Source organism: Streptomyces sp. NPDC058758, assembly GCF_042746075.1.
Classification (GTDB): domain Bacteria; phylum Actinomycetota; class Actinomycetes; order Streptomycetales; family Streptomycetaceae; genus Streptomyces.
In genome coordinates, this window is record NZ_JBHYPS010000004.1 from 330,011 (window position 1) to 348,717 (window position 18,707).

An 18,707-nucleotide genomic window follows, 5' to 3' on the forward strand; every position below is an offset into this window, starting at 1 on the left:
GGGCCTGGGTACCGCGGGCCCGGCTAGGGCGGCCCCTGCTCCGGCGGGCCCGGTTCCGGGGGATCCGGCCCCGGCGGGCGGGGGGTTCGGCGGGGTCGGGCGGGGGCGGTTCACGGCCGGACTCCGGCCGCGGGAACGGGGCGGCGGGCCGGCGGGGTGGCGGGCGGGACGGGGGCCGGGGCCGGGCGCCGGACCCGGCCCACCGCGTAGCCCGCGACGGTCACGCCGACGCCCGCCGCGAGCGCGCCGGCGGTCCGCAGCCCGGCCGGGCGGCCCGGCCGCAGCGCCCGTACGAGCGCCTTCGGGAGGGTCGAGCGCAGGTAGGCGCGCTCGCTGGACAGGGCGGCCCGGGTGCCGCCGAGCCGGGCGACCCGCGCCTTGGACAGGCCCTCCGCGTAGCAGCGGGAGACGAAGTACGCCCAGGTGGCGCGGGCCGCGGGCACCCGGTGCCGGACCACCGCGGCGGGTTCGTGGAGCAGGACGGCGTCCGGGCGGCGGGCCGCGACGCGCAGGCACAGTTCGGTCTCCTCGCAGCCGAGGGGCCGGGTGCCGACCCGCCCCAGGTCGGTGCGGAAGCCTCCGGCGGCGAGCAGCTCGGCGCGCCGGAAGGACATGCTCGCGCCGATGAAGTTCCGTACGGGCGCGAGCCGTTCGGGCAGCCCCCGGTACGAGCAGCCGACCACCCAGTCGAACTCGGGCGGGAACCACGCCGGGCGCCGGGTCGCCCAGCGGGGCCGGACCAGCCCGCCGACGCCCGCGACGCCGGGGTCGGCGTACCGGGCGAGGAGCCCGGCCGCCCAGTCGGGTTCGGCGGCCGCGTCGTCGTCGAGGAAGGCCACGATCTCGTGGCGGGCCGCCGCGACCCCGGTGTTGCGGGCTCCGGACAGGCCGCGGCGCCCGGTGTTGGGGACCACCCGGACGCCGGGGAAGGCGGCGGAGGCCCGCCCGTACAGCTCGGGGCAGTGGTCGACGACCAGGACGACCTCGTCCACGGGGTGCCGCTGGGCGCGCAGCGACCCGATCGCCGCCCGGATGTCGTTCCAGCGGTCGAGGGTGTAGGCGCAGACGACGACGGTCACCCCCGGCACGGCGTTCGCGTTCGGCACGGTGTTCACGAGGACCTCCCGGGTTCGGCGGCGAGCCAGCGCGCGCGCCGGATCAGCAGCGGGGTCGCGAGCAGGCACATGGTCACCAGCCAGGCGAGACCGGCCCCGGCGATCCCCAGGACCGGCAGCAGCGGCACGGTGAGGCCGAGGACCAGCACGCACATCGCGGCCTGGAGCCCGACGGCCCGGCGCAGCCGCCGCCTGGCCCGCGCCGCGTCGATGGCGATGCTGACGACGATGTTCGGCAGCGCGGACAGGGCGAGGAGCCGCAGCAGCGCGGTGCCGTGCTCGGCGTACCCGGCCCCGAAGAGGGAGAGGATCCACGGCGCCAGCGCCACGACGAGGACGACCGCGGCGCCGAGCAGCAGCGTCGCGTGGCGCAGCACCTTCCGCGCGTGCTCGGCCAGCCGGCCGGGGTTGCGCGCGGCCTCCACCACCAGGGAGCTGCCGAGGTTGCGGGTCACCAGGTAGAGCACGTAGCCGACGACCCAGGCGAGGGAGAAGTACGCGCTCTGCTCGGCGCCCAGCTCGTTCAGGACGAGCAGCGGGACGACGGTGTACGCCGCCGTCCGGAACAGCGAGCCCGTGTAGTCGGCGGCGGCGTACCGCAGCGCGCCGGCCGGGCGCTGCGCCGTGGTCGACGTCCGCACGTGCCGGGGCACCGCCCGGCGCAGCAGCAGGACGTTGGTGACGAGGAGGGAGACCGCGAGCGCCCCGGCCCAGGCGAGCAGGATGCCGGAGAACAGCGCGAGCGCCGCCCCCAGGCCGAGCAGCCCGATCTTGACGCAGGCGAAGACCGTGTTCTCGGCCACCACCCAGCCGGGGCGCCGTACGGCGGTCAGCGCGCCGTCCTGGAGCACGAAGACGGCGTATCCGGCGGTGGAGGCGACGAAGCAGCCGGCGGTCACCGGGGTCAGCAGGAAGTCCAGGCCGGGGGCGGCGACGGGGACGAGCAGCAGGAACCCGCAGGCCGCCAGGGTGCTGACGCCGGCGCTCACGGCGTAGCAGGTGAGGATGATCCGGCGGGTGTGGTGGCCGGCCGAGGGCACGAACCGGACGAGGAAGTCGGACAGGTTGAGCTGGCCGACGCCCGCGAGGAGCAGGCTCATGGAGAGGGCGGAGTAGCTGAGCCCCACCGTCTCGTCGTCGTACCAATGCGTGGCGAGGAACCAGAAGACCGACCCGAGTCCGGCGCTGAGGACGGAACTCACCGCGAGCAGGTGCCCGTTGCGCAGCAGCGGGTCCCGGGAGAACAGCAGGCCGGCACCGGCGCGGACCGTACGGGAGAGCGGCCGGCGGCCGGCGGGCGGCCGGCCCTCCCGGGCCGGGCCCGAGGCCGGGGGCGGGGCCGGGGCGGTGCCCGCCCTGCGGGCGTGCCGCGCGTGCCCGGGGGCGGGGTGTCCCTGCCGCACCGGCTGCCCGGTCATCGCGCGCCGGTCCGGTGCCGCAGCCGGTGCTCGTCGTACCGGCTGCGCGCGTACCCGACGGGCCCGAAGAGCAGGCCGCGCAGCTCCCGGCGGGCGAGCCCGGGCGGTACGGCCCCGCGCCCGGCACCCGGTCCCGTGGACGGTCCGGCGGCCGGTCCGGTGCGCGCGCGGCCGCGGGTCAGGGCGTACCGCGCGCCGCCGGGCAGCCTGCGGAGGAAGGCGGGCAGCATGCGCGGTTCGTGGACGAGCGCCGATGTCAGGTAGGCGCCGAGGCCCGCCCCGTAGCCGAACGCCTGCGCCGCGAGCGCGTCCGCGGTGCGCCGGTGGCGGTGCCAGACGATCGCGTCCGGCGCGTAGGAGAGGGCGCGGCCTCGGGCGATCACCCGGAAGAAGGCGAGCAGGTCGTCGCCGCCGTGCGCGGGGGTGCCGACGCCGGTGGCGGGGTCGAAGCCGCCGAGTTCCCGCAGCAGGTCCGTGCGGAAGGCCATGTTCGCGCCGGATCCGAAGCGGCCGGCGGTGAACGGGAACAGCGGGTCCGGGGGCGGGTCGCGCAGCGACCAGGTGCGCGGGGCGTATCCCTTCGCGAACGCGCCGTGGCGTTCGAGGGCGAGCTGCGCCTCGGTCTCCAGCTCGGCGGGGACGATGAGTCCGGTGACGCAGCCGGTGGCGGGGTCGGCCGCGAAGGGCGCGGCGAGCGCGGTCAGCCACTCCGGGTCGACGAGGGTGTCGTCGTCGGTGAAGGCCGCGATGCGGCCCCGGGCCCCGGCGAGCCCCCGGTTGTGGGCGCGGGCGAGGCCGGGCACGGGCTCCCGCAGGTAGCGGACCTCCGGGCGGCCGCCGCCGTACTCCCGCCGGACCAGCTCCTCCGTGGCGGCGTCCGCCGGGGCGTTGTCCACCACGATGACCTCGAAGCACGGGTACCGGAGCGCCCGCAGCGAGTCCAGGCAGTCACGCAGCATCCCGGCCCGGTCCCGCGTCGCGACGATCACACTGACCACGGGCACCTCCCCGGAACCGGGAACGGAACCGGGGCCGGGCGCCTCCCCTGAGCCGGGGCCGGCCTCGGCCCCGGGACCGCGACAGGGACCGGGACCGGGGTCGGTTTCGAGGGCGGATCCGGGGACGAGGCCGGGACCGGGTCCGAAGTCCGGTCCTGCTTCCTCCCCCGCCGCCGGGAACTCCCGGCGCGCCGCCGCCGCCAGCGCCCGCCACAGCTCGTCGGGGCCGCCTCCGGACGCCTCGGCCGTCCCCAGGGGGCGGCCGTGCAGGCGTACGAGCCCGAGCGCGCGGCCGGAGGGGCCGTTCCGTGCCGCGCCCCCCGGCCGCCGGAAGACGCCCGGCTCCGCGAGGTCGATGTCCACGACGGACAGCGGCGCGGACGGCCCCGGGGTCACGGCGCGCTCCCCTCCCCCGCCGCGGACGCGGGCACGGGCACGGTCGCGGCCCCGCCGGGCATCGCGCCGGGGCGCTCGGACAGCAGCGTTCGCAGGACCCGGCGGCCGTCGGAGATCGCGTGCAGGTTGGACCGACCGTTGCGGCGGGGCAGTTCGAGGCTCGGGACCTCGGCGATGCGCAGTCCGGAGCGCAGGGCGTGCGCGATCATCTCGGTCTCGATCTCGAAGCCGGTGGCGTGCAGGTCCAGCTGGTCGAGGAAGGTGCGGCGGAAGGCGCAGAAGCCGTAGCAGAGGTCGGTGAGGTGGGCGTCGTAGAGCCGGTTCACGAGGGCGAGCAGGGCGTGGTTGCCGAGCCTTCGGAAGCGGGTGATGTCGAGGGAGCCGCCGCCCTCGACGAAGCGGGAGCCCTTGACGAAGTCGTAGCCGTTCTCCAGGAAGTGCACGAAGTGCGGGATCTCGGCGGGGGACATGCTGCCGTCGGCGTCCATCATGACGATGTGGTCGCCGCGCGCCGCGAGGAAGCCGGTGCGCAGCGCGTTCCCCTTGCCCTTGCCGTTCTGCGGGATGCTGCGGACCTCGGGCAGGATCTGGGTCGCCACGCGGACCGTGGCGTCGTGGGAGTCGCCGTCGACGAGGAGGACCTCGCCGACGCAGTCCGGGATCTGTTCGAAGACCCAGGGGATGTTCCGCGCCTCGTTGAGGGCCGGGACCACCAGGCTCACCGCGAGCCGGGCCGGCGTCTTGTCCCCGGCGCGCCGCAGGGGGTGCGGGGGCGGGTCGGTGGAGCGGCGGAGCGGGTGGTCGACGGGCCGGGAGCCGTTGCTCCGGGACAGGGTCGGGTGCGTGGTCATGATGGCTCCGGGGTCGAATCGGCGCACGCGTCGCCCGTGTCGCGCATGTCGCACGTGTCACGCGTGCTGCGGAGGCCGTCCGCCGTTCCCGTGGCGTCCGGCGGGTCGCTCCGCCGATTCACCGTACGTTTACGACGTATATGTACACTTTATCCCCGCGCGTCCCGAGGGCAAGACGTACGAGGGCGCGCCCGGGAGACGCACGGAACGCGTACGGGAAACGCGTACGAGAACACGTACGGGACGCGCACAAGACCCGTACGGAAGACGCACGGCGGCCGAGCGGACGCCACACGGACGGCACACGGACAGCGCGCGGAGGGCGGCCCATGACGAGCGAGGAGGACCCGGCGCCGGAACGCCGGTCGCCGGCCCCGGCCCGCCGTGCCGGGGACCACGGGCGCTACGGCCGGCTGAGCCGCGAGCGGGTGCTGGCCACCGCCCTGGAGCTGGTGGACCGGGAGGGGCTGTCGGCCCTGAGCATGCGCCGGACCGGCGCGGAACTCGGCGTGGAGGCCATGGCGCTGTACCGCTACGCGGCGGGCAAGGAGGCGCTGCTCGACGGGCTGGTGGAGGCCCTCTACACCGAGCTGGAGGAGCGGCTCGCCGCCTCCCCCGAGGCGCCGGACTGGCGGGCCGAGCTGCACCGGATCGCCGCCGGGACCCACCGGGTCGCCCTCGCCCACCCGCACGTGGTGCCGCTGCTGGCCACCCGCATGCTGGCCGTCCCGCTCGCCCGCCGCCCGCTCCCCGTGCTCAGGGACCACGAGCGGATCCTGGACCTGCTGGACCGGGCGGGCCTGGACGGGGACGCCGCCGTCACGGCCTTCCGGGCCGTCACCGGCTGGGTCCTCGGCTACGTCCTCGGCGACCTGCGGGCCATGGTCGACAACCCCGAGGAGCCCGATCCCGCGTTCCGCCTCGGCCTGCACCGGATGCCGGCCCGCGAGCTGCCCCGGCTGCGCGCCGCCGCCCCGGCCCTCGCCCGCCCCGGCGGCCCGGAGGGCCTGGCCGCCGGCCTCGACGCGCTCCTGGACGCGCTCCTGGCCCGGCCCGCGGACGGGAGCTGACCGAAGGCCGGGAGCCGGCGGACGGGGTCAGAGCGACAGACCGCGGACCAGCAGGTCGAGCAGGGCGCAGAGGAAGAGGGAGATCCCGATGAAGCCGTTGGTGGTGAAGAACGCCCGGTTGAGCCGCGACAGGTCGTGCGGCTTCACGATCGAGTGCTCGTAGCAGAAGGCCGCCGCGACGATCACCAGGCCGGCCCAGAAGAAGATCCCCGCGTCCGTCGCCAGCGCGTACCAGACCAGCAGGCCGGTGGTGACGACGGCGGAGGCGCGGGCGCCCCACAGCGCCGCCGGGATCCCGAAGCGGGCCGGCACCGACATCACGCCGTGCGCCCGGTCCGCCTGCACGTCCTGGCAGGCGAAGATCAGGTCGAAGCCGCCGATCCAGACGCCGACCGCGAGGCCCAGGATCACCGCGTCCCACGACCACTCCCCCGTCACCGCGAGCCAGGCCCCGATCGGGCCGATCGCCTGGGCCAGGCCCAGGATCGCGTGCGGGAAGTTCGTGAACCGCTTGCCGTACGGGTACACGACCATCGGGATGACGGCGAGCGGCGCCAGCGCCAGGCAGAGCGGGTTCAGCAGGGCGGCCGCGCCGAGGAAGACGACGACCGCGATCCCGGCCCCGGTCCACGCCGACCGCACCGACACCGCGCCGGTGACCAGCTCGCGGTGGGCCGTGCGCGGGTTACGGGCGTCGATCTCGCGGTCGATGATCCGGTTGCAGGCCATCGCGAAGGTCCGCAGTCCCACCATGCACACCGTCACCAGGAACAGGGTCCACCAGTGGATCTCCCGGTCCAGCTGGAACATCGCAGTGAGCGAGGCGATGTAGGCGAAGGGCAGCGCGAAGACCGAGTGCTCGATCATCACGAGCCGCAGGAACGCCTTGGTGCGTCCCGGCTGGGCGCCGGGAACGGCGGCCGTGGCCATCACAGCCCGTACTCCTTCCAGCGGCGGTCCACCAGGGCCGCCGTCGCCGGGTCCGACTCCACCATGTCCGGCCAGCCGCCGTCCCGGGTGTAGCCCTCCTCCGGCAGCTTCCTCGTGGCGTCGATGCCCGCCTTGCCGCCCCAGAACTGCTGGTAGGAGGCGTGGTCGAGGTGGTCGACCGGCCCCTCCACCACCGTCAGGTCGCGGGCGTAGTCGGTGTTCCCGAGGGCCCGCCAGGACACCTCGTGCAGGTCGTGGACGTCGCAGTCCTTGTCGACCACGACGATCAGCTTGGTCAGCGACATCATGTGGGCGCCCCAGATGGCGTGCATGACCTTCTGCGCGTGCTTCGGGTACTTCTTGTCGATCGAGACGATCGCGCAGTTGTGGAAGCCGCCCGACTCCGGCAGGTGGTAGTCGACGATGTCCGGCACGATGATCTTGAGCAGCGGCAGGAAGAAGCGCTCCGTCGCCCGCCCCAGCGGCCCGTCCTCGGTCGGCGGCCGGCCGACGACGATCGACTGGAGCAGCGGGCGCTTCCGCATGGTGACGCAGTCGATCGTCAGCGCGGGGAACGGTTCCTGCGGGGTGTAGAAGCCGGTGTGGTCGCCGAAGGGGCCCTCCGGCAGCATCTCGCCGGGCTCCAGCCAGCCCTCGATGACGACCTCGGCCTGCGCCGGGACCTGGAGCGGCACGGTCTTGCAGTCGACCATCTCGATCCGCTTGCCCTGCACGAAGCCGGCGAAGAGGTACTCGTCGATGTCGCCCGGCAGCGGCGCGGTGGAGGCGTACGTCACGGCCGGCGGGCAGCCGAAGGCGATCGCGACCGGCAGCCGCTCGCCGCGCTCGGCGGCGACCGCGTAGTGGTTCCGGCTGTCCTTGTGGATCTGCCAGTGCATGCCGATGGTGCGCTTGTCGTGCCGCTGGAGCCGGTAGAGCCCCAGGTTCCGCACGCCGGTCTCCGGGTGCTTGGTGTGGGTGAGGCCCAGGTTGAAGAAGGAGCCGCCGTCCTTCGGCCAGGTGAAGAGCGCGGGCAGCTTGTCGAGGTCGACGTCGTCGCCGGTCAGGACGACCTCCTGGACGGGGGCGTCCCCGGACTTCACCTTCTTCGGCGGCACGTGGACCATCGAGCCCAGCTTGCCGAAGGCCTCCCGGACGCCGACGAAGCCGTGCGGCAGCTCCGGCTTGAGCAGCCCGCCGATCTTCTCGCTGATCTCCTCGTACGACTTCAGGCCGAGCGCCTTGAGGAGCCGGCGGTCCGTGCCGAAGACGTTCATCGCGAGGGGCATGGAGGAGCCCTTCACGTTCTCGAAGAGGAGCGCGGGCCCTCCCGCCTTGTTCACCCGGTCGACGATCTCCCCGACCTCCAGGTACGGATCGACTTCGGCCTTGATGCGCTTGAGGTCGCCTTCGCGCTCCAGCGCCCTGAGCAGCGAGCGGAGATCGTCGTGAGCCATACGGGCAAGTATCGGTCACCGGCTACGCTGGACCTGTCACCGGGGCCGACTCGACGCGCCCCCGCCACCGCTTCCAGGGGGCCGCACCACATGCTCAGGGCCTTGATGTTCATCCTGCCGCTGGCGCTGCTCATCTACGCCTTCATCGACTGCCTGAACACGCCCGAGGACGAGGTCAAGCACCTGCCCAAGGTGGTCTGGGTCCTCGTGATCCTCCTCTTCCCGCTGGTCGGCTCGGTGGGCTGGCTGGTCGCCGGGAAGGAGCGGCACCGCGTCGGCGGCGCCGGCCGGCGGGCCGGCGGCTGGGTGGCGCCGGACGACAATCCCGAGTTCCTGAAGTCGCTGGGGAAGAGCGAGCCCGACGACGAGGCCCTCCTCAAGGATTGGGAGGCGGACCTGCGCCGCCGCGAGGACGAACTCAAGCGCCGCGAAGAGGGCGGCGAGGAGAAGGACGCGTGAGGACGGGGACGCCCAGGGAGCCGGGCCGCCCGAGGGGCCGGGCCGCCTGATGGAGCTGCGGCTCCTCGCCACCTTCGAGAAGGTCGCCGAAGTCCTCTCCTTCACCCGCGCCGCCGCCGAGCTGGGGTACGCCCAGTCCAGCGTCACCGGCCAGATCCGCGCCCTGGAGACCTCCCTCGGCACCGAGCTGTTCGAGCGGCTCGGCGGCCGCATCCGGCTCACCGAGGCCGGCGAGCGGCTGCTGCCGTACGCGCGCCGCATGGCCGAGCTGGCCGAGGAGGCCCGGGCGGCGGTCGCGGCCGGCGAGCCCGCCGGGACGATCACCATCGGGACGATGGAGTCCCTCACCACCTACCGGCTCCCGCCGCTCCTGGAGTACGTCCACCACCGCCACCCGGCCGTCCGGCTCGCCCTGCGCCCCACGCTCGGCGACGCGACCCGGCAGGCGCTGCGGCAGGGCGCGTACGACCTCGGTTTCCTCATGGAGGCCGGGACCGAGCACGAGGGCCTGGAGTCGGAGGTCCTGGCGCCCGAACCGCTGGCCCTGATCGCCGCCCCCGGCCACCCGCTCGCGAGCCGTACGGCCCTGACCACCGCCGACCTCGCCGGCGCCGGCCTGATCGGCACCGAGCCGGGCTGCGCCTACCGGGACCTCTTCGAGGCGGAGCTGGCGAGCACGGCGGGCACGTCCGGCTCGGCGGGCGGCGGCCCGGACTTCCTGGAGTTCGGGACGATCGAGGCGAGCAAGCGGGCGGTGGCCTCGGGCCTCGGGATCGCGCTGCTGCCCCGGATCACCGTCCGGGAGGAGCTGGCGTCCGGGGCCGTGGTGGCGCTCGACTGGGAGGCGCCGTTCACCCTCTTCACCCAGCTCGCGTGGCGGCGGGGGAAGCGGCTGCCGGCACACGTGCGGCTGTTCGTGGAGCAGGCGCGGCGCCTCGCCCGAGAGTCACCCTGAGGCCGGCGAGGACGATCAGCGGGACGCCGAGCGCCTGCACGAGCCCGATGTGGTGCCCGTACACCGCCCAGTCGACGACCATCGCGACCGCCGGGTAGGTGAAGGCGAGCACGGCGATCTTCGGGGTGGGCAGCTTGGCGTAGGCGGCGTACATGAGGACGTACATCAGCCCGGTGTGGACGATCCCCAGCCCGGCCAGCCACCCCCACCCGGCCCCGAGGCCGGAGAGCGCGCCGAAGTCGGTGAGGGGCAGCAGCAGCGGCACCCCGGCGGTCACCTGCACGAGGGCGATCAGATGGGGCCGCACGCCGGTGATCCGCTTGGTCACGAAGGTGGCCAGCGCGTACAGCACGGCGGCGGCCAGCGCGTACCCGAGCCCGGCGAGGGAACCGGTGTCCCCCGGCCGCACCCCGGAGACCAGCACCAGGCCGGCGAAGGCGACCGCGAGCCAGCCCAGCTTCCCGGCCGGGATCCGCTCCCGCAGGAAGAGCGCGCCGAGCAGCACCAGGAAGAACGGCTGGGTGTGGTAGACGACGGTGGCGAGCGAGATCGAGGCGGCCGCGTACGCCTCGAAGAGGAAGACCCAGTTGAAGACGATGAACACCCCGCCGAGGAGGGCCAGTCCGAACGAACGCGCGGTGAACCCGTGTCCGGCGAAGTAGCCTCGGACCAGGGCGTACAGACCGAGCGCGAGGGCCCCGAAGAGGCACCGGAAGAACACCACCTCGAAGGGCCGGGCGCCCGATTCGACGACGAAGACGCCCAGCGTGCCCGACAGCACCATGGCGAGGGTCAGTTCAAGGGTTCCCCTGGTCTCGTTTCTCATGGGACCGACGCTACGAAGGGCCCCGGGCGCGGGTCCACGGCCCACTGGGGCGTCCTCCCGATGGGGCCCATCGGCAAAAACGATGCGCTAAAGCGGAATACCCGCGCGCGAGGGCTAGTTTCCCCAGGAAAGGCCCGCCCGCGCACCCACGAACCAGGAGCTCCCATGCCCCTCGACACCACCACCGGACCGGACCGCTCGTTCCTCTTCGTCCTCGGCAGCTCCCGCTCCGGCGGCAACTCGGAACTCCTGGCCCGCGAGGCGGCGGCCCACCTCCCCGCCGACGTCCCGCGCCACTGGGTGGACCTCAACGAACTGTCCCTCCCCGACTTCCGGGACGGCCGCCACGAGGAGGCCGGCCACCGGGCCGGCGAGGCCGAGGAGCGGCTCCTCCGGGCCACCCTGGAGGCCACCGACATCGTCATCGTCTCCCCCCTGTACTGGTACACCCTCTCCGCCCAGACCAAGCGCTACCTGGACTACTGGTCGGGCTGGCTGAACGTCCCGGACTCCGACTTCAAGCAGCGCATGGAGGGCCGCACCCTCTGGGGGGTGACGGCCATGGCCCACGACGAACACGAGGTCGCGGACGGCCTCACCACCGCCCTCCACCACTCGGCGGCCTACCTCCGCATGCGCTTCGGCGGCGTCCTCCTCGGCACCGCCTCCCGCCCCGGCCGCATCCGCGCCGACGAACAGGCCCTCCTCCGCGCCCGGACCTTCTTCGAGAGCCCCACCCCCCTCGCCCTCTTCCCCCACGAGGAGAGGACCCCCGCGGGCGTCTGACCCCGGAACCGCCGCGCCGTCGGCCCCTCTCCCCGGAAGGGGCCCGCACCGGGCGTGATCCTCCCGGCCCGCCGGGGAAGGCTCCCCTCATGGACTCCCCTCTGGACCAGGAACAGGCACGCCGCTGGCTCGCCACCGCCCTCGCCGAGGCTCGCGCCGGGCTCGGCGGAGGGGGGATCCCGATCGGGGCCGCGCTCTACGGGGCCGACGGGGCGCTGCTCGGGCGGGGGCACAACCGGCGGGTGCAGGACGGGGACCCGTCCGCGCACGCGGAGACCGCCGCCTTCCGGGACGCCGGACGGCAGCGGTCGTACCGGGGGACGACGATGGTGACGACGCTGTCGCCGTGCTGGTACTGCTCCGGGCTCGTGCGGCAGTTCGGGATCTCGCGGGTGGTCGTCGGGGAGGACCGGACCTTCCGCGGCGGGCAGGAGTGGCTGGCCGGGCACGGGATCGAGGTGGTCGTGCTGGACGATCCCGAATGCGCCGCGCTGATGCGGGAGTTCATCGGCGCCCACCCGGCCCTGTGGAACGAGGACATCGGCGACGAGTGAAGCGGGCCTGCCCACGATCGGCCTCTCCCGCGCCCCCGCGCCCCAGCTGCCCGCCGTCGACCGCGCGCTGCCCGCCGTCGACCGCGCGCTGCGCGAGGCGGGGTTCCCGCTGGTCACAGGACGCGCCGTACGACCCCGCCGCCCTCACCCTCGACATCGGTGACCTGATGGCGAGCCGGACGGGCGGGCGGTGGCGTCCGGGGCGGCACCGGGTGCTGCCGCCGCCGGCCGAGGCGCCCGGCGAGGAGCTGATGCCGCTGGTGTACTTCTACGAGTGCACGCCCGGGACCCCGATCGACGGCGTCGAGTCCCACGGGTACCCGCGGTCCCGGCTCGACGCCATCGCCGCGGGCCGACAACACCTCGGCAACAGACCCGAAAAGCCCCTCCAGTTCCCAACACGCGGTCGATATCCTTGAGTTGACTGCGACGGGGGTGGCGGGTGCACAGAGAGCTGTACGGCCGCGAGGCGGTCCTCGATCCGCGCGGGCTCGCCGCACGGCTCGTCGGCCTGGGAGCGTACGGCCAGGGGCGGGTGCCCTTCGAGCACGGCGACGACCCGCCGGTCACCGTCTTCACCGGCGGGCGCGGCATGGGCAAGACCGTGCTGCTCAAGGAGGTCCGCAACCGCTACCGCGGCTTCACCCCGCTCGCGCTCCTCGACTGCGCCGCCGTCGAGGAGCCCGCCGACCACGGGGCCGGCTGGTCCCCCGTCACCGGGGCGCTGGCAGAGCTGGCCGTGCAGCTCGGCCTGCGCGGCGAGGCCGTCCGGCCCGTGCCCTTCCCGCGGCTCTCGCTCGGGCTCGTCGCCGTCACCTCGGTCGGCTGGACCCGGGACGACGACGAGCGGGCCCGCCGCGACCTGCTGCGGCTCGGGCCGCTGCTGGCCACCGTGGACGCCGGGCGGGCCGCCGCCGCCTCCTGGGTGGGCAAGGTCCTGGCCAAGCTGGCGGGCACCGCCGCCGAGGCCGGCGCGCCCTTCGCCGGGCTGATCGCGGAGGCGACCGTCGAGACGGTCGTCGAGGAGTTCTTCAGCCGGTTCCGGAAGGCGCCGGAGGACTGGTTCGGCGGCTACCGCAACGCCGGCGGGCGCGGGCGCGCCGGACTCCAGCAGCTCGCCGTCGACTTCGCGCAGGGCGGGCCGCGCCGCGAGGAGGCCGAGTCCTTCCTGGCGCTCACCCTCACGGAGGACCTGCTCCGCGCCTACACCGGACGGCACCTCGGCAGCCGCGTCGGCCGGCCCCTGCTGCTCCTCGACAACGCCCACGAACCCGTCGGACGCGCCCTGGTCGAACCGATTCTGCGCGCCCGCTCCACCGGCCGCCGGGACCACACCGTCGTCCTCGCCGCCTCCCGGCCGCGCGAGGACGAGGCGCTGCGCCACGCGACCCGCCTCCGGCTGCCCGAGACCGCCCACCAGGCGCCCTGCCCCCGCACCGCCCGGGTCGGCTCCGGGCTCCTCGCCGTCGACCTCACCCCGCTCACCCCCACCCAGACCCGCGCCGCCTTCGACCGCCACGACCCGGACGGCCGCGCCCCCGCCGCGCTCTCCCGGGCCGTCCACCGGCTCACCGGCGGCCGCCCGCTCGGCGTCGACCTGCTCGCCCGGGCCGCCGGCGAGACCCCGCCCGCGGCCCGCGCCGTCCTCACCCCCGGCGACCTGCTCGACCTCGCCGTGGAACTCCGCGAGGACACCGCCCCCGTGCCGGTCGCCCCCGCCCTCCTGACCGCGCTGCTGCCGGTGGCCAGGACCGGTCCGTACGCGGTGCTCGCCGCCGCCCACGACGAGGAGTCCGCCCGCCGCCTCGCCCAGGCCCGGCTGCCCGCCGAGTCCCTCGACGGCGACGTCGCCCTCCGGGTCCGCGACCGGCTGCGCGCCGAGCACTGGGCCGAGCACCCCGGCCACTTCGTCGGCGACCCGCTGCTGCGCGCCCTGCTGCTGCACCGGCTCCGCTTCGAGGACGGCGACCACCCCGGCTACTCCGCCTGGCGGGCCGTCCACGAGACCCTCCGCCGGCACTACGGGCCGCAGCCCGGCCCGTACCGGCTCCACCACGACCTGGCCCTCGGCGAGACCGCGGAGGCCGTCGCCCACCTGCGGCTCACCTTCCCCGGGCCCGACGTCCTCGGCTGGCTCGGCGTGCTGCGCTTCGTCGCCGCCGCCCCCTATCCGCGCGAGCGGGGCCGCACCGGGCCCGACCCGCGCCGGGCGATCGCGCTCGGCCAGGAGGCCGACCCGGCGCTCCCGGACGGCCTCGGACCCGACGCCGCCGAACTGCACCTCTCCCTGCGGCGGCTGCTGCACGCCCTGTGGCTGCTCACCGATCCGCTCACGCTGCCCGACGAGGAGGTCGCCGACCGGCTGGCGTACGAACTGCGCCGGCTCTCCGGCCGCCACCTCACCGGCAGCGGTCCACTGTGGGACGCGGCCGGCCACTGGCCGCGCGACATCCGCGCCTGGCGGGAGCCCTCGCTGCCGCCCGGACGCGAGGACGGAGTCTGACGCCATGCTCGACCGGCTGCGCCGCCGCTTCTTCTGGACACCCCGGCAGAAGCTCCTCAGCACCCTCGTCGCCACCGCCCTCGTCGTCGGGCTCGGCGGCTGGGGCCTCTACGTGATCGCCGAACCGGAGGACCGTTCCTGCGCCCCCGGGGTCGCCCGCCCGGCCGGCAGCACCGAGTGCGTCGGCGTCGACGGGACCGGACACGACTTCCGCGTCCCCGCCCTCACCGCGATCACCGCCGCCATCGGGCGCGAGAACGCCACCCTCAAGGCCGGCGAGTACGCCACCGTCGCCGTCCTGCTCCCCCTCACCGCCACCGACCCCGGCACCCGCGAGAAGATCCTCCGCGAACTCCAGGGCGCCTACGCCTACCAGTACCGGGCCAACCACGAGTCCAACAGCGAGACCCCCAAGATCCGGCTCGTCCTCGCCAACACCGGCAACCGCAACGCCCACTGGCGCACGACCGTCGACCGGCTCACCGCCATGACCGGCGCCCCCGACCGGCTCCGCGCCGTCTCCGGCGTCGCCACCTCCTCCGCCGAGGTGCGGGAGGCGGTCACCGCCCTCACCGGCGCCGGGATCGCCGTCGTCGGCACCACCATCACCGCCGACGACCTCGCCAACGGCCCCGGCCGCGACCGCTTCCCCGGCCTGGCCCGGGTCTCCCCCACCAACAGCGACGAGGCGAAGGCCCTCGCCCACTTCGGCGAGGTCGACGCGGCCCGCGCCATCCTCGTCCAGGACTCCCGCACCGGCGACCACTACATCGACACCCTGCGGACGGCCTTCGCCGCCTCCCTCAAGGGCGCCCCCTACGAACCGCAGCTCTACACCTCGCCGCAGGACAACACCGAGGAGGGCACCACCGCCAACACCTTCCGCCAGATCACCCACCTGATCTGCGACACCCGCGCCGAGACCGTCTTCTTCGCCGGCCGCCACACCCAGCTGCGCCAGTTCGTCAACGCGCTCGGCTCCCGCGGCTGCGCCGACCGCGCCTTCACCGTCCTGACCGGCGACGAGGGCTCGTACCTCGGCGCCGACACCAAGCTCAACCGCGCGGCCCTCGGCAAGAAGCTGACCGTCCGGTACGCCGCCCTCGCCCACCCCGACGCCTGGAAGCCCGCGGCGGGCCGGCCGGTGCCGGGCACCGGCGGCTCGGTCGTCGCCTTCGAGACCTTCCTGACCGACATCGCCCGCGCCGACCCGAAGCCGATACCGCTGCGCGACGGGCAGGCGATCATCGCGTACGACGCCATGGCCACGGCCGTCCACGCCATCCGCCAGGCCACCCCGGCCGACGCCCCCTACCCGGAGCTCGCCGACGTCGGCACCCAGTGGCCGCAGGTCAAGGGCTCGCTGCGGGTCGAGGGCGCGAGCGGCTGGATCTGCCTCGACAACCACGGCAACCCGTACAACAAGGCCGTGCCCATCGTGGAGCTGGCCCCCGACGGCACCCAGCGCTTCGTCCGGACCGCCTGGCCCGAGGGCGAGCCCCCGGCGACGAGCTGCCTGCCGCCCAAGCGGGGGTGACCTCGCGTCCGCCCGGCCGTATCCGCGCATGAGCGCGCGGCCGTCCGGGCAGGCGGTCGTCCAGAGGGCCCCTCCGGGGCGGCGACGGGACGAGGTGGGACGTGGCACGCGGCGGAGGACGGCACGACCGGGACGGCGGGCTCCTGGCCCGCCTGCGCCGCGACCCGTTCGCCGTGCAGACCGTGCGGTCCACGGCGGCGGCCACCCTCAGCTACGTCGTCGCCCTGCGGCTCAGCAGCGAGCCGGTCCCCCTCACCGCGCCCCTCACCGCGCTCCTGGTCGTCCAGGTCACGCTCTACTCCACCCTGACCACCAGCCTCCGCCGGGTGAACTCGGTCGTCGTCGGCGTCCTCATCGCCATCGCGTTCAGCGTCGTCGTCGGCCTGTCCTGGTGGAGCCTCGCCCTGGTCATCCTGGCCTCGCTGCTCGTCGGGCGGCTCGTCCGGGTCGAGGAGTTCGTCCCCGAGGTCGCGATCAGCGCCATGCTCGTCCTGGGCGTCACCCAGGTCTCCGACACCGCCTGGGACCGGGTCCTGGAGACCCTCATCGGCGCCGTCGTCGGCATGCTCTTCAACCTCTTCCTCGTCCCGCCCGTCTGGGTCGACACCGCCGGCGACTCCATCGAGGACCTGGCCCGCCGGATGCGCCTGCTGCTCCTCGACGTGGCGGACGAGTTCACCGGCGCGCCGCCCGTCGAGCAGGCCGCCGAACGCCTCCACGAGGCCCGCCGCCTCGACAACGACGTCGCCGACGTCGACGGGGCGCTGCGCACCGCCGAGGACAGCCTGCGGCTCAACCCGCGCGTCAAGGAGGGCCTCCTCCACAGCGTCGTGCTGCGCACCGGCCTCGACACCCTGGAGATCTGCGCCGTCGTCCTCCGGGTCCTCGCCCGCACCCTCACCGACCTGGCCAAACACCGCGACGGGGAGGAGCTGCTGCCGGACCGGGCCGCCCTCGCCGTGCGGGAGACCGCCCAGTACACCGCCGACGCCCTCGTCAGCTTCGCCGTCCTCGTCACCGCGCGGGGCAGCGAGGGCGCCGAGGCCGCGGAGACCCGCCTGGCGGGCGAGCTGCGGGCCGCCCGCGCCTGCCGGGACGACGCCGCCGAACGGCTCCTCGCCCTCGCCCTCGCCGACCCCGGCCGCTGGCAGCTGTACGGGGCGCTGCTCGCCGAGGTCGACCGGATCCTGGACGAGCTCGACCCCGAGCACCGGGGCCGGCGGCTGATGGAGGAGCTGGACCGGCGGGTCCGCGAGCGCCGCGACCGGCGCCGCCGGCTCACCCTGCGCGACCGGCTGGACACCCGCCGCCGGGCCCGCGCCGACGCATGACCACCCGCGGCGGGAGCACCCGCCCGGCGACGAGAGGAGCACCATGAGCGCGCCGTCTTCTTCCGTGCCCGCCGGGACGGGCACGGTCACCACCGCCGTACCGGCCAGACTCGACCGCCTTCCCTGGTCCCGCTGGCACTGGATGATCGTCATCGGCCTCGGCACCGTCTGGATCCTCGACGGCCTCGAGGTCACCATCGTCGGCAACGTCGCCGGCCGGCTGGCCGAGGAGGGCAGCGGCCTCGACATCACCGCGGCCCAGGTCACCGGCGTGGCCGCCGCGCTCTACGTGGCGGGCGCCTGTTCGGGCGCGCTGTTCTTCGGATGGCTGACCGACCGCTACGGCCGCAAGAAGCTGTTCATGGTCACCCTGGTCGTCTACCTCGGCGCCACGGCGATGACCGCCCTGTCCTTCGAGTCCTGGTGGTTCTTCCTCTTCCGCTTCCTCACCGGCTTCGGCATCGGCGGCGAGTACGCGGCCATCAATTCGGCGATCGACGAGCTGATCCCCTCCCTCTACCGGGGGCGGGTCGACCTGATCATCAACGGCAGCTACTGGCTGGGCGCCATCGGCGGCGCCCTGCTGTCGATCGTCATGCTGGACACCGACATCTTCCCGAAGGACCTCGGCTGGCGGCTCAGCTTCGCCCTCGGCGTCGTCCTCGGCCTGGTCATCCTGCTGGTCCGGCGGCACGTGCCGGAGAGCCCACGGTGGCAGTTCATCCACGGACACGGCGAGGAGGCCGACGCGCTGGTCACCTCGGTCGAGAAGGAGATCGAGGCGGAGAAGGGCGAGAAGCTGCCGCCGCCGGCCGGCGAGATCACCATCCACCAGCGCAAGAGCATCGGCTTCGGCACGATCGCCAGGACCGTCTTCGGCCGCTACCCGCGGCGCGCCGTCCTCGGCCTGTCGCTCTTCATCGGCCAGGCGTTCCTCTACAACGCCATCACCTTCGGCTTCGGCACCATCCTCATCACCTTCTTCGACGTGCCGACCGGCAGCACCGGCTACTACTTCGCCGTGATCGCGGCGGGCAACTTCCTGGGGCCGCTGCTGCTCGGCCGGCTCTTCGACACCGTCGGCCGCCGGATCATGATCTCCGGCACCTACCTGCTGTCGGGCCTGCTGCTCTTCGGGACCGCCTGGCTCTTCGACCGCGGCTCGCTGACCGCGACGACCCTGACGGCCTGCTGGTGCGTGGTGCTGTTCTTCGCGTCGACCGGCGCCTCCAGCGCCTATCTGACCGTCTCCGAGATCTTCCCGATGGAGACCCGCGCGATGGCCATCGCCTTCTTCTACGCGCTGGGCACGGCGGCGGGCGGCATCAGCGGCCCGCTGGTCTTCGCCGAGCTGACGGAGTCGGGCGTGGTCGGCGACACGGTCCTGGCCTTCCAGATCGGCGCCGCGCTGATGTGCGCGGCGGGCGTCGTGGCGGCCTTCCTGGCGGTGAACGCGGAACGCCGCTCGCTGGAGGACATCGCCGAACCGCTCTCGGTGGTCCGGGACGACAGGGCCTAGGC

Annotated in this window: 16 protein-coding genes and 1 pseudogene; 10 read left to right on the plus strand and 7 right to left on the minus strand. The window is 74.5% G+C overall.

Going from position 1 to position 18,707, the window contains the following annotated elements; genetic code table 11:
- Positions 1-110 precede the first annotated feature (110 nt).
- The 4 genes from ACFW6A_RS07925 to ACFW6A_RS07940 are packed head-to-tail and all read right to left on the minus strand — an operon-like array spanning position 111 to position 4,778.
- Entirely contained in the window at positions 111-1,115 is a 1,005-nt protein-coding gene (locus ACFW6A_RS07925) for a glycosyltransferase family 2 protein (protein ID WP_386478425.1), read from the minus strand.
- On the minus strand, positions 1,112-2,533 hold the full coding sequence (locus ACFW6A_RS07930; protein ID WP_351841665.1) for a hypothetical protein: 1,422 nt from the start codon (positions 2,531-2,533) through the stop codon (positions 1,112-1,114). Before ACFW6A_RS07930 ends, ACFW6A_RS07925 begins: the two co-directional genes overlap by 4 nt.
- The gene (locus ACFW6A_RS07935; protein ID WP_386639368.1) at positions 2,530-3,927 is read right to left on the minus strand and encodes a glycosyltransferase; all 1,398 of its coding nucleotides are present in this window, start codon (positions 3,925-3,927) and stop codon (positions 2,530-2,532) included. Before ACFW6A_RS07935 ends, ACFW6A_RS07930 begins: the two co-directional genes overlap by 4 nt.
- Positions 3,924-4,778 (minus strand): glycosyltransferase family 2 protein, encoded by an 855-nt coding sequence (locus tag ACFW6A_RS07940; RefSeq protein WP_351841669.1) that lies wholly within the window; start codon positions 4,776-4,778, stop codon positions 3,924-3,926. The genes ACFW6A_RS07935 and ACFW6A_RS07940 overlap by 4 nt, the downstream gene beginning before the upstream one ends.
- A gap of 329 nt (positions 4,779-5,107) precedes the next feature.
- On the opposite strand from ACFW6A_RS07940, the gene ACFW6A_RS07945 reads away from it, so the two are divergent.
- Entirely contained in the window at positions 5,108-5,848 is a 741-nt protein-coding gene (locus ACFW6A_RS07945) for a TetR/AcrR family transcriptional regulator C-terminal domain-containing protein (RefSeq protein ID WP_351841671.1), read from the plus strand.
- 27 nt (positions 5,849-5,875) lie between these two features.
- Here the strand turns inward: ACFW6A_RS07945 and mqnP are convergent, their stop codons facing one another.
- Entirely contained in the window at positions 5,876-6,778 is a 903-nt protein-coding gene (gene mqnP / locus ACFW6A_RS07950) for a menaquinone biosynthesis prenyltransferase MqnP (protein WP_386476973.1), read from the minus strand.
- Positions 6,778-8,235 carry a menaquinone biosynthesis decarboxylase gene (locus tag ACFW6A_RS07955; RefSeq protein WP_351841675.1) on the minus strand — a complete coding sequence of 486 codons (1,458 nt, stop codon included), beginning with the start codon at positions 8,233-8,235 and terminating at the stop codon, positions 6,778-6,780. The genes mqnP and ACFW6A_RS07955 overlap by 1 nt, the downstream gene beginning before the upstream one ends.
- A gap of 90 nt (positions 8,236-8,325) precedes the next feature.
- On the opposite strand from ACFW6A_RS07955, the gene ACFW6A_RS07960 reads away from it, so the two are divergent.
- Positions 8,326-8,694: a PLD nuclease N-terminal domain-containing protein gene (locus ACFW6A_RS07960; protein WP_351841677.1), complete on the plus strand. Its 369-nt coding sequence runs from the start codon at positions 8,326-8,328 to the stop codon at positions 8,692-8,694.
- A 49-nt stretch (positions 8,695-8,743) separates the two neighbouring features.
- Entirely contained in the window at positions 8,744-9,649 is a 906-nt protein-coding gene (locus ACFW6A_RS07965; RefSeq protein ID WP_386639373.1) for a LysR family transcriptional regulator, read from the plus strand.
- Here the strand turns inward: ACFW6A_RS07965 and ACFW6A_RS07970 are convergent.
- Entirely contained in the window at positions 9,555-10,475 is a 921-nt protein-coding gene (locus ACFW6A_RS07970; protein WP_386476981.1) for a DMT family transporter, read from the minus strand. The two genes, ACFW6A_RS07965 and ACFW6A_RS07970, sit on opposite strands and share 95 nt — an antisense overlap.
- Positions 10,476-10,640: 165 nt before the next feature.
- On the opposite strand from ACFW6A_RS07970, the gene ACFW6A_RS07975 reads away from it, so the two are divergent.
- The 7 genes and pseudogenes from ACFW6A_RS07975 to ACFW6A_RS08005 all read left to right on the plus strand — a co-directional run bounded on the left by ACFW6A_RS07975 (position 10,641) and on the right by ACFW6A_RS08005 (position 18,705).
- A complete protein-coding gene (locus ACFW6A_RS07975) occupies positions 10,641-11,261 on the plus strand; it encodes an NAD(P)H-dependent oxidoreductase (protein ID WP_351841683.1) in 621 nt (206 codons plus the stop codon).
- 89 nt (positions 11,262-11,350) lie between these two features.
- Positions 11,351-11,815, plus strand: coding sequence for a nucleoside deaminase (locus ACFW6A_RS07980; protein ID WP_386639376.1), 465 nt, complete (start codon positions 11,351-11,353; stop codon positions 11,813-11,815).
- Between the two features lie 116 nt (positions 11,816-11,931).
- Positions 11,932-12,234 (plus strand): annotated as a pseudogene (locus tag ACFW6A_RS07985) (hypothetical protein); the annotation flags it as partial.
- Positions 12,235-12,257: 23 nt separating this feature from the next.
- Positions 12,258-14,318, plus strand: coding sequence for a hypothetical protein (locus tag ACFW6A_RS07990; RefSeq protein ID WP_351841686.1), 2,061 nt, complete (start codon positions 12,258-12,260; stop codon positions 14,316-14,318).
- Between the two features lie 4 nt (positions 14,319-14,322).
- Positions 14,323-15,855, plus strand: coding sequence for an ABC transporter substrate-binding protein (locus ACFW6A_RS07995; protein WP_386639379.1), 1,533 nt, complete (start codon positions 14,323-14,325; stop codon positions 15,853-15,855).
- Positions 15,856-15,956: 101 nt separating this feature from the next.
- Positions 15,957-17,186 carry an aromatic acid exporter family protein gene (locus ACFW6A_RS08000; protein WP_351841690.1) on the plus strand — a complete coding sequence of 410 codons (1,230 nt, stop codon included), beginning with the start codon at positions 15,957-15,959 and terminating at the stop codon, positions 17,184-17,186.
- A gap of 43 nt (positions 17,187-17,229) precedes the next feature.
- Positions 17,230-18,705, plus strand: a complete 1,476-nt coding sequence (locus ACFW6A_RS08005) for an MFS transporter (RefSeq protein WP_351841692.1) — start codon at positions 17,230-17,232, stop codon at positions 18,703-18,705.
- The last annotated feature ends 2 nt before the right edge of the window (positions 18,706-18,707 follow it).